This is a genomic window from Achromobacter sp., assembly GCF_032102605.1.
Taxonomy (GTDB): Bacteria; Pseudomonadota; Gammaproteobacteria; order Burkholderiales; family Burkholderiaceae_B; genus Achromobacter.
In genome coordinates, this window is record NZ_DAMDGT010000014.1 from 119,765 (window position 1) to 129,590 (window position 9,826).

At 65.1% G+C, this 9,826-nt stretch carries 11 protein-coding genes; 3 read left to right on the forward strand and 8 right to left on the reverse strand.

The window, feature by feature from the left end:
• Window positions 1-201: 201 nt before the first annotated feature.
• On the reverse strand, window positions 202-1,164 hold the full coding sequence (locus RT614_RS24215; protein WP_313624713.1) for a TAXI family TRAP transporter solute-binding subunit: 963 nt from the start codon (window positions 1,162-1,164) through the stop codon (window positions 202-204).
• A 265-nt stretch (window positions 1,165-1,429) separates the two neighbouring features.
• Between RT614_RS24215 and RT614_RS24220 the strand changes: the two genes are divergently transcribed.
• Entirely contained in the window at window positions 1,430-2,569 is a 1,140-nt protein-coding gene (locus tag RT614_RS24220; protein ID WP_313624714.1) for a DSD1 family PLP-dependent enzyme, read from the forward strand.
• Between the two features lie 176 nt (window positions 2,570-2,745).
• Here the strand turns inward: RT614_RS24220 and RT614_RS24225 are convergent, their stop codons facing one another.
• From RT614_RS24225 to RT614_RS24255, 7 genes are all read right to left on the reverse strand, one after another.
• Window positions 2,746-2,874, reverse strand: coding sequence for an entericidin A/B family lipoprotein (locus RT614_RS24225; RefSeq protein WP_313624715.1), 129 nt, complete (start codon window positions 2,872-2,874; stop codon window positions 2,746-2,748).
• A 58-nt stretch (window positions 2,875-2,932) separates the two neighbouring features.
• Window positions 2,933-3,115 carry a CsbD family protein gene (locus tag RT614_RS24230; RefSeq protein WP_313624716.1) on the reverse strand — a complete coding sequence of 61 codons (183 nt, stop codon included), beginning with the start codon at window positions 3,113-3,115 and terminating at the stop codon, window positions 2,933-2,935.
• A 133-nt stretch (window positions 3,116-3,248) separates the two neighbouring features.
• A complete protein-coding gene (locus RT614_RS24235) occupies window positions 3,249-3,989 on the reverse strand; it encodes an amino acid ABC transporter ATP-binding protein (RefSeq protein ID WP_313624717.1) in 741 nt (246 codons plus the stop codon).
• Window positions 3,970-4,626, reverse strand: a complete 657-nt coding sequence (locus RT614_RS24240; RefSeq protein ID WP_313624718.1) for an amino acid ABC transporter permease — start codon at window positions 4,624-4,626, stop codon at window positions 3,970-3,972. The genes RT614_RS24235 and RT614_RS24240 overlap by 20 nt, the downstream gene beginning before the upstream one ends.
• Window positions 4,623-5,291: an amino acid ABC transporter permease gene (locus RT614_RS24245; protein WP_313624719.1), complete on the reverse strand. Its 669-nt coding sequence runs from the start codon at window positions 5,289-5,291 to the stop codon at window positions 4,623-4,625. The genes RT614_RS24240 and RT614_RS24245 overlap by 4 nt, the downstream gene beginning before the upstream one ends.
• 15 nt (window positions 5,292-5,306) lie before the next feature.
• A complete protein-coding gene (locus tag RT614_RS24250) occupies window positions 5,307-6,089 on the reverse strand; it encodes a transporter substrate-binding domain-containing protein (RefSeq protein ID WP_313624720.1) in 783 nt (260 codons plus the stop codon).
• Between the two features lie 820 nt (window positions 6,090-6,909).
• On the reverse strand, window positions 6,910-7,875 hold the full coding sequence (locus RT614_RS24255) for a tripartite tricarboxylate transporter substrate binding protein (protein ID WP_313624721.1): 966 nt from the start codon (window positions 7,873-7,875) through the stop codon (window positions 6,910-6,912).
• A gap of 226 nt (window positions 7,876-8,101) precedes the next feature.
• Here RT614_RS24255 and RT614_RS24260 point away from each other — a divergent pair, with 226 nt between their 5' ends.
• Window positions 8,102-9,295, forward strand: a complete 1,194-nt coding sequence (locus tag RT614_RS24260) for an acetylornithine transaminase (RefSeq protein ID WP_313624722.1) — start codon at window positions 8,102-8,104, stop codon at window positions 9,293-9,295.
• Between the two features lie 120 nt (window positions 9,296-9,415).
• Window positions 9,416-9,805 (forward strand): hypothetical protein, encoded by a 390-nt coding sequence (locus tag RT614_RS24265; RefSeq protein WP_313624723.1) that lies wholly within the window; start codon window positions 9,416-9,418, stop codon window positions 9,803-9,805.
• The last annotated feature ends 21 nt before the right edge of the window (window positions 9,806-9,826 follow it).

The following is a 9,826-nucleotide window of genomic DNA, read 5'->3' on the forward strand; positions in this document are numbered from 1 at the left end:
CGCGCAGCGGCGGCCCTGCTCAAAGGCGGCGCATCAACCAACGCCGCCACATAGATTCTTAAACGATCCGCCATCCCTTCAAAGGCAAGCCAATCGCAAAAAGAACCGAGGCCGCCCAAGCGAGGCCGCGCGGATCCGGCTTCGCCGGTCCGCCAACGGCGCCCCCTGGGGGGGAAAGCGCCGCAGGCGCTTCGGGGGGGCTTACTTCAGCAGGCCGATTTCCTTGTAGAACTTCTCGGCGCCCGGGTGGAACGGGATGCCGGCGCCCTTCACGGCGTTGTCGCGCGTGATGAGCTTGCCCTTGGCGTGGCCGTTGTCCAGCGTCTTGCGCGTGGCGTCGCTGTAGAGCGCCTTGGTGACGTCGTAGACGACCTGCTCGGGCAGCTTGGCCGACGTGACCATCTGCGCATTGACCGAGATGGTCTTCACTTCACCGACGTTCTGGTAGGTGTTGGCGGCGATGGTGTCGGGCGTGAAGAATTCCTGCTTGGCGCGCAGCGCGTCGATTTCCGGGCCGACCAGCGGCACGATTTCGATGCCCGCGCCGCTGGACGCCAGTTCGGCGATGGCGCCGGCAGGTGCGCCGCCCACGAAGAAGAACGCGTCCAGGCCGCCGTCCTTGAGCTTGTCGCCGGCCTGGTTGGGCTTGAGGTATTCGGCCTTGATGTCTTTGTCGGTCATGCCGTAGGCGCCCAGGATCAGGCGCACGTCGACCAGCGTGCCGGAGCCCGGCTCGTCCATGGACACGCGCTTGCCTTTCAGGTCGGCCACGCTCTTGATGCCGGCGCCTTTGCGCGTCACCAGATGGATGCTCTCGGGGTACAGGGTGGCGATCAGGCGCAGGTCCTGCGCCTTGGGCTTGCCTTCGAACGTGCCCGTGCCGCTGTAGGCCCAGAACGCGACGTCCGACTGCGTGAAGCCCGCCTCGAAGGAACCGCCGATGATGCCGTTGATATTGGCAACCGAGCCGTTGGAGGCCACCGCCGTCGCAACGAGCTTGCCCGGTTGCGAGACGGCGTTGGCGATGATGCCGCCGATGGGGTAGTAGGTGCCCGCGGTGCCGCCCGTGCCGATGCGGAAGAACTGCTGGGCCTGAGCGGAACCCACGGTGCCGACGGCGGCGACCGCGACGGTCAGGGCGGTGATCCAGTGCTTGAGTTTCATGCGGGCTTCTCCGGTATGGATGACAGGTGTATCGAATGACGTGGTTCGTCTTGTCATTTCCGGCGCCGGTGGTTTTTCCGGGCCAAAAATGGGCCTCCCCTTGGGGGCCGTTTTCATGATGAAATTCTGTCATGTCGACTTCTCGTAGCCAATGGTTACGGGGCTATCGTTTACCTGGGGGTGTGACGCTCCTTAGGTTATGGGTGGCCCTGCTTTGGTTATGTGTGCGGTTACATCGCAACGCAGGACAATGGAGTTACCCAAGATGTCTCAGGAAGTCATACGCGGCATTGCGCTGCCCCCGCCCGCCCAGCCGGGCGATCCCTTGTCCCGCGTGGATACGCCGAGCCTGGTGTTGGACCTTGCGCCGTTCGAGGCCAACCTTCGCGCCATGCAGGCCTGGGCCGATCGCCACGACGTGGCGTTGCGTCCGCACGCCAAGGCGCACAAGTGTCCGGAAATCGCGTTGCGCCAGCTTGCGCTGGGCGCGCGCGGCATCTGCTGCCAGAAGGTCAGCGAAGCCCTGCCCTTCGTGGCCGCAGGCATTCGCGACATCCACATCAGCAACGAAGTCGTCGGCGCCGCCAAGCTGGCGCTGCTGGGTCAGCTGGCGCGCGTCGCCAAACTGAGCGTGTGCGTGGACAATGCGCAGAACCTGGCGCAGATCTCGCAGGCGATGACGCAGGCGAGCGCGGAGGTTGACGTGCTGGTCGAAGTCGACGTGGGCCAGGGCCGTTGCGGCGTATCGGACGATGCGCTGGTGCTGGCGCTGGCGCAGCAGGCGCGCGACCTGCCGGGCGTGAACTTTGCGGGATTGCAGGCCTATCACGGGTCGGTGCAGCACTACCGCACGCGCGAAGAGCGCGCCCAGGTGTGCCGCCAGGCGGCGCGCATCGCCGCATCCTACGCCCAGCTTCTGCGCGAAAGCGGCATTGCCTGCGACACGATCACCGGTGGCGGCACGGGCAGCGCGGAATTCGACGCGGCCAGCGGCGTCTACACCGAATTGCAGGCCGGCTCGTACGCGTTCATGGATGGCGACTACGGCGCGAACGAATGGGACGGCCCGCTGACGTTCCAGAACAGCCTGTTCGTGCTGGCCACGGTCATGAGCGCACCCGCGCCGGATCGCGTGATCCTGGATGCCGGGCTCAAGTCGACCACGGCGGAATGCGGGCCGCCCGCCATCTTCGGCGAGCCTGGTCTCACCTACACGGCCATCAACGACGAACATGGCGTCGTGCGCGTGGAGCCGGGCGCAGAGGCGCCCGCGCTGGGATCCGTACTGCGGCTGGTGCCTTCGCACGTCGATCCGACCTTCAACCTGCACGACGGCCTGGTGGTCGTGCGCGACGGCGTGGTTCAGGACATCTGGGAGATCTCGGCGCGGGGCTTTTCGCGCTGATTCGTTTTGGCAGCGGCCCGGCGGTCCGGACGCCAGGCGGCCGCACGGGTCAGCGGCCCCGGCTGGCGATCCGACCTCCCGCAGCCCGCGCCACATCCCACCGCCGCAAAGTTCGCTGAACGAAAAAAGGCCGGCGCGTCGTCGACGCACCGACCTTCGGATGCAGGCTGCCGCGCCTACTTGGCCTGGTTCTGGATTTTCTCTCCGCCACGTTCGATGTCTTTGCCGGCACCTTCCATCGTGTTGCATCCGGCGGTCACGGCAGAGATCGCCAGCATCAGCACAAGCCAAATACGGTGGGTCATGTTTTTCTCCTTCGGGCATTCATTGGACATAGCGGGTCACGCCGATCGGCCGCCGCGATTATTTGTCCAGCAAGTCCCGTGCCTGATCCTTGGCCTCGCCCACGTTGCGCTGCACTTTGCCCTCGGTCTTTTCTGCCTTGCCTTCGACTTCGGTCCGGGTGCTGCCCGTCACTTTGCCGGCCGTTTCCTTCACAGCGCCCTTCACTTCCTTGACGGCGCCCTTGATGCGGTCCTTGTCCATGTCATCGCTCCTCAGGTCTCGGGTTGCGTGAAACCGCGCCGGAAAAACCTGAATCCAGCTGCGGACAAGTCCAATATAGGAAGCACGCCTAGTGGGCGATAGAAGCAGACGCACCAGGTCAGCTGATGCATTTTTACCTGTCCTGCAGGTTCGTCATCCCCAGGAACTGCCGCAACTCAGGAGTGCCGGGTGCGTTGAATAGCGTCTCCGGCGGCCCAATCTCGTGGACCCGGCCCTGATGCATGAAGACCACGCGGTCACATACCTCGCGCGCGAAACGCATCTCGTGCGTCACCATCAACAGCGTCATCCCGTCGGACGCCAATTCCCGCACAACCGCCAGCACCTCATTGACCAGTTCCGGATCCAGCGCCGACGTGATCTCGTCACACAGCAACGCCAGCGGCTGCATGGCCAGGGCACGGGCGATCGCCACGCGCTGCTGCTGGCCGCCGGACAGCTCGTCCGGCCAGGCGTCGAACTTGTGGGCAAGGCCCACGCGGGTCAACATGGCGCGGGCCATGTCCGCGGCCTCGCGTTCGGGCATGCGCTTGGCCACCATGGGCGACAGCATGACGTTACGCCCCACGGTCAGGTGCGGAAACAAATTGAACTGCTGAAAGATCATCCCGACCTTCAGCCGCAACGCCCGCAGCCGCAGTTCGTCATTGCCCAGTTGCGCGTCGGCCACCATGATCGCCCCGCCGTCGATCTGCTCCAGTCCGTTGATGCATCGCAACAGCGTGCTCTTGCCCGAGCCGCTCTTGCCGATGATGGCGATGACCTCGCCCGGATCGACGCGCAAGGTCACTCCTTTCAGGACTTCGTTGTCGCCGAACCGCTTGCGGACGTCTTCAAGGGCGATGAGGGGCATGCAACTTCCTTTCCAGCCGGAGGCTGAGGCGCGACAGGGGCCAGCACAGCGCGAAGTAGACCAGCGCTGCGCACGCATAGACGGTAAAGGGACTGAAGGTGGCGTTGGTGATCACCGTGGCCGCTTTCGACAGCTCCGTGAAGCCGATGATGGACGTCAGCGCCGTGCTCTTGACGATCTGCACCGCAAACCCCACGGTCGGCGCCACGGCGATGCGCAGCGCCTGCGGCAGCACCACATAGCGCATCTGCTGCACATAGCCCAGCGCCAGGCTGGCGGACGCTTCCCACTGTCCCTTCGGCACGGCCTCCACGCAGCCGCGCCAGATCTCGGCCAGGAACGCGCCCGACCACAGCGTCAGCGCCGCCCCGGCGGCCAGCCACGGCGGCACCTCCACGCCGATCAGCGACAACCCGAAGAACGCCAGGAAAAGCTGCATCAACAGCGGCGTGCCCTGGAAAAGCTCGATATACGCCCAGCTTGCGCGGCGCATCAGCGCGACGCGGGACGTGCGCATCATCAGCGCCAGCAAGCCCATCAGCGCCCCGCCCGCAAAGGCCGCCAGCGACAGCACGATCGTCCAGCGCGCCGCCAGCAGCAGGTTGCGCACGATGTCCCAGGTTGAAAACTCGGTCATCGCGCCGCCTTGCGGAACAGCCGCCGCCCGGTCATGCGCAACAACTGCCGCAGCAGCACCGCCAGCGCCAGATAGATGCCCGTCGTCACGAAATACACCTCGAAGGCCCGAAAATTGCGCGACTGGATGAAATTCGCGGCAAAGGTCAGGTCCTCAGCCGCGATCTGCGAGCACACCGCCGATCCCAACATCACGATCACGATCTGCGAGGACAGCGCCGGCCAGATACGCATGAGCGCCGGCTTGAGCACGATGTGCCGGAACACCTGCAGCCGCGACAGCGCAAGGCTGGCGCCGGCCTCGTACTGGCCTCGCGGCGTGGCGTCGATCCCCGCGCGGATGATCTCCGCGCTGTAGGCGCCCAGGTTCAGCGCCATCGCCAGGCACGCCGCCTGCATCTCCCCAAGCCGGATGCCCAGCGACGGCAGGCCGAAGAACACAAAAAACAGCTGGATCAGAAAGGGCGTGTTGCGGATCACCTCGACATAGGCCGTGACGGGCGCGCGCAGCCACGCGGGCCCTTGCGTGCGCGCCCAGGCGCAGGCAATGCCCAGCGCCACGCCCGCCACCGCGCCGAACGCAATCAGTTCGACGGTAACGGCCAGTCCCTTCACCAGCACCGGCGTGTACTCGAACACCGACGAGAAGTCGTACTGGTAGGCCATGACGGCGCGCTCGGCCTACAGGTCCTTGGGCAGCTCGGCGCCCAGCCATTTCTGCGAGATCGCCGACAGCGACCCGTCGCGCTTGGCGCTGGCCAAAATGTCGTTGACGCGGGCGCGCAGCTTGGGCTCGTCCTTGTTCAGGCCGATGTAGCACGGCGAGTTCTTGATCAGGAATTTCGTCTCCGGCTTCTTGGCCGGATTTCGCGCCAGGATGGCGGCGGCGACCACGTTGCCGGTGGCGATCATCGGCACCTGGCCCGACAGAAAGGCCGTGATGGTGCCGTTGTTGTCTTCGTAACGCTTGACCGTGGCGGATTCGGGCGCAATCTTGGTGAGCTCGATGTCCTCCACCGCGCCGCGCGTCACGCCGATGGTCTTGCCCGCCAGATCGGCGGCGGACGCCACCTTCAGGTCGGCCGGCCCGAACACGCCATTGAAGAACGGCGCATAGGCGTCGGAGAAATCGATGGCTTTCTCGCGCTCGGCGTTCTTGCCCATGCTGGAGATCACCAGGTCCACTTTCTTGGTTTGCAGATAAGGCACGCGGTTGGCGCTGGTGACCGGCACCAGTTCCAGCTTCACGCCCAATTGCTTGGCGATGAGCTGGGCGGTGTCGATGTCGTAGCCCAGCGGCTTCATATCGGAGCCCACCGACCCAAACGGCGGGAAGTCCTGCGGCACGGCGATCTTGATGACGCCCGCCTTGACGATATCGTCCAGCGCGTCGGCATGCGACAGGGGCGCGGCGAGCATGCTGGCGGCGGCGCAAAGGGACAGCAACAGGGTTCTGCGTTTCATAAGGAACTCTCCAGGGCCCGCACTGCCCGGCTGGGCCAATGCGTTGCACACCAAGTCGGTATACAAACTGGAAAGATGCAAGTTCCATGCCATGTGGGCTGCACTGGGAGCGGCGCGTGCTTCGCCCCGTTCTGGTGCGCCCGATGCGTCGATGGCGGGCGTCGCGGCACTGGTTTGGACCGCATGCGCGATACGCCAAAGGATAAAACGGCAGCCAGTTCTACTTCAGACGCATCCCGGTGCCGCGTTATCGCCTGGGGGTGGAGTTCTTGAGACGCCCGGCGCGGCGTGGGCCTGGGGTGGGCGGGGCTACGATTGCGGTCCGGAGCCTTCGCTCCGGACTGCCCCGCGCTCAACCTCGTGGCCGCCTGAGGCGGCTGCCTTCGGTTTCCGCCGGGCGCATCTACACGCCCCGCCCACCCCAGGCCCACGCCGCACCGGGCTTTGCTGTTGAATCTTTACGGGCGTCGGGGCGGATTGGGTTCTTTAGGATCTTGCACGCATCCGTGAGCAAGAGAAGCGTCTTGCGCTGCCCGTCACCGTTCGGCCGCGCGGGCGGCCTCCGGTGACTTACGCGGCGTCTTGCGTCGTAGCGTTGACGCTTCGCGAGTAGGTTGCCCAGTTGCCGGGCACCCGCATGGACGGGCTACCAACTTGAAGTAGCGCTCCCCGGGTGTCAGTGATTCACCGCGCATTGCGCGACCCGCCCAAGGATGAAACGGCAACCAGTTTCACTTCGGACACCCCCCCGCCAAGCAACCGCCCACAAAAAAGCCGTCCCTGCACAGGGACGGCTTGTTGCCGCAACAGCGGGCGCCGATTAATCCACCTGCGCGCCCGACTGCTTCACCGCCTTGCCCCATTTATCCACTTCCGAGGCAATAAACGTCCCCGTCGCCTCCGGCGACAACGGCATCGGTTCCGCGCCACGATCCCGGAAGAACTTCTGCATCTCCGGCGTATTCAACACCTGCCCAATCTGCTTGCTCAGCGCATTGGTGATCTCGGCAGGCGTGTCCTTCGGCGCCAACACCGCCGCCCAGCCAATCGCCTCAAACCCCGGATAACCCGATTCCGCCACCGTCGGCACATTGGGCAACTGCGGCAGCCGCTTGGCCGTCGTCACCGCCAGCGCCACCGCCTTCTTGCTTTGCACGTGCGGCAGGCCCGCCGTGACGGAGTCCACCATCAGCGGAACCTGGTGACCCAGGAAATCCGCCTGGGCCGGACCGCTGCCCTTGTACGGAATGTGGCGGATGTCGATGTCGGCGGCGGCCTTGAACATTTCGGCCGACAGATGCTGCGTGCCGCCGATGCCCGCGCTGGCGTAGGCCAGTTCACCCGGGTTGGCGCGGGCCTGCGTCACCAGCTGCTGCAGCGACGTGATGCCCGAGGCCGGCGTGGCCAGGAACATCAGCGGCACCGAGAACACGCCCGAAACCGGGGCGAAATCCTTGGTCAGGCTGTAGTTGATGGTCTTGTACAGCGTCTGGTTCACCGCCGCGGCGCTGCCCGCGATCACCAGCGTGTAGCCGTCGGGCGCGGCGCGCGACGCCTGCTCCATGCCGATATTGCTGCCGGCGCCGGCGCGGTTCTCCACGACGATGGGCTGCTTGACGGCGGCGCCCAGCTTCTCGGCCAGGGCGCGGGCAAAGATGTCGGTGGCCTGCCCGGGCGGGAACGGCACGATCAGGCGGATGGGACGGTCGGGATATTCGGCGTGGGCCGGGGCGCCGGCCGCTGCCAGCGCCAGGCCGGCGGCAAGACTGGAAAGAATACGTTTCATGATTGGTCAGTAAAAAGCGACAGCCGGTAGCGGGCCGAGGGCACGCTGGCTGCATAAAATAGAGCGCCCGCGCTGGCGGCCCTTGTGAGGCCGGCCCGGGGCAGATCGGGGGGTAGCGTCACGATAGCATCCCCCCGTCGGTGCTACATTTGCCTTTTCGCGCTTCCCCCGGGGAAGTTCCCCGAAATTTCCTTTATCCCCTGTCCTTACATCCGCAGGAAACGCCATGGAATTCAGCCAGTTCAACGTCGACACCCTCATGGAGATCACCTCCCGCCCGGACCTCGTGTTCGTCAGCGGCAAGGGATCCTGGCTGGAGGATCACGCGGGCAAGCGATATCTGGACTTCGTGCAGGGCTGGGCGGTGAACACCCTGGGCCACTCCGCGCCCGAAATGCAGCGCGCGCTGGTCGAACAGTCGCAAAAGCTGATGAACCCGTCGCCGGCGTTCTACAACATCCCCTCGATCGAGCTGGCCCAGCGCCTGACCGGCGCGTCCGACTTTGACCGCGTCTTCTTCGCCAACAGCGGCGGCGAAGCCAACGAAGGCGCCATCAAGCTTGCGCGCAAATGGGGCCAGGTCAAGAAGAACGGCGCCTACAAGATCATCACCATGAACCACGGCTTCCACGGCCGCACCCTGGCCACCATGTCCGCGTCGGGCAAGCCGGGCTGGGACAAGATGTTCGCGCCGCAGGTTGAAGGCTTCCCCAAGGCCGAACTGAACGACCTGGAATCCGTGCGCAAGCTGATCGACGACAAGACCGTCGCCATCATGCTGGAACCCGTGCAGGGCGAAGGCGGCGTGCTGCCCGCCACCAAGGAATTCATGCAGGGCCTGCGCAAGCTGGCCGACGAAAACCAGCTGCTGCTGATCGTCGACGAAGTGCAGACCGGCATGGGCCGCACCGGCAAGATGTTCGCCTACCAGCACTTTGACGTCGTCCCCGACATCATGACGCTGGCCAAGGGCATCGGCGGCGGCGTGCCGCTGGCCGCCCTGCTGGCGCGCCAGGAAGTCAGCGTGTTCCAGCACGGCGACCAAGGCGGCACCTACAACGGCAACCCCCTGACCACCGCCGTCGGCGTCGCCGTCTTCGACGCCCTGGTGTCCCCCGGCTTCATGGACGCGGTCAACGCCCGCGCCAAGCAGCTCTCCGAAGGCCTGCTGGCCCTGTCGGCCAAGTACGGCATGAAGGGCGAGCGTGGCATGGGCCTGCTGCGCGCCTTGGTCATGGACCGTGACGACGGCCCCGCCATCGTCGAAGCTGCGCGCAATCAGGCGCCGGAAGGCCTGCTGCTGAACGCCCCGCGTCCGAACCTGTTGCGCTTCATGCCGGCGCTGAATGTGACGGCTGAGGAAGTGGATTCGATGCTGAAGCAGCTGGACGCTCTGATTGCGCAGGTGCGCAAGGCTTGATCGGGTTTAGACCGTAGTACATGCAGGGGCCGCTGTTTCAGCGGCCCTTGTTTTTTGTTGGTTGGTTCGCGGTTGTTATTGGGTATGCGGCCGTGGGTTGGGACACGTTAAGGGAAACGAATGGACGCGAAGGAATTTGTCGGCAACTGGAATGCGCTGCGGGGGGAGTTGTTGGAGACGTTCATGGCGGTGGATGGCGGCAGCGACGTGGCGGCGAAGGTCCGGGCGTTGGGGTTGTCGGCTGAGCAGCTTGCGGGGGTGCGGGAGGTGTTGGACGCCGCGCTACGCGACACGATGTATTCGTTGTTGCTGGGGTTGGATGGCGCTGCCAGCATTGGGGATAGTCAGGAGCAGTTCACCATTGCGGGTGAGGATGGGGTGGTGATTGAGGATATTGAATCGGAGGCTTGGGAGTGCTTCCTTGGTGAATTTGGGTCTGGTTCCGTTGTGGGATCCGGTTCCGCGCTTGATACGGAGGGAGTGTCCGGATTTTTGTGTGCAGGCCTATGATGGTTTTCAAGGAGACCGACC

Coding starts and splice junctions, on each gene's coding strand:
- RT614_RS24215 (WP_313624713.1), bottom strand. CDS start 1,164: ATGAAACTCAAGCACTGGATCACCGCCCTGACCGTCGCGGTCGCCGCC.
- RT614_RS24220 (WP_313624714.1), top strand. CDS start 1,430: ATGTCTCAGGAAGTCATACGCGGCATTGCGCTGCCCCCGCCCGCCCAG.
- RT614_RS24225 (WP_313624715.1), bottom strand. CDS start 2,874: ATGACCCACCGTATTTGGCTTGTGCTGATGCTGGCGATCTCTGCCGTG.
- RT614_RS24230 (WP_313624716.1), bottom strand. CDS start 3,115: ATGGACAAGGACCGCATCAAGGGCGCCGTCAAGGAAGTGAAGGGCGCT.
- RT614_RS24235 (WP_313624717.1), bottom strand. CDS start 3,989: ATGCCCCTCATCGCCCTTGAAGACGTCCGCAAGCGGTTCGGCGACAAC.
- RT614_RS24240 (WP_313624718.1), bottom strand. CDS start 4,626: ATGACCGAGTTTTCAACCTGGGACATCGTGCGCAACCTGCTGCTGGCG.
- RT614_RS24245 (WP_313624719.1), bottom strand. CDS start 5,291: ATGGCCTACCAGTACGACTTCTCGTCGGTGTTCGAGTACACGCCGGTG.
- RT614_RS24250 (WP_313624720.1), bottom strand. CDS start 6,089: ATGAAACGCAGAACCCTGTTGCTGTCCCTTTGCGCCGCCGCCAGCATG.
- RT614_RS24255 (WP_313624721.1), bottom strand. CDS start 7,875: ATGAAACGTATTCTTTCCAGTCTTGCCGCCGGCCTGGCGCTGGCAGCG.
- RT614_RS24260 (WP_313624722.1), top strand. CDS start 8,102: ATGGAATTCAGCCAGTTCAACGTCGACACCCTCATGGAGATCACCTCC.
- RT614_RS24265 (WP_313624723.1), top strand. CDS start 9,416: ATGGACGCGAAGGAATTTGTCGGCAACTGGAATGCGCTGCGGGGGGAG.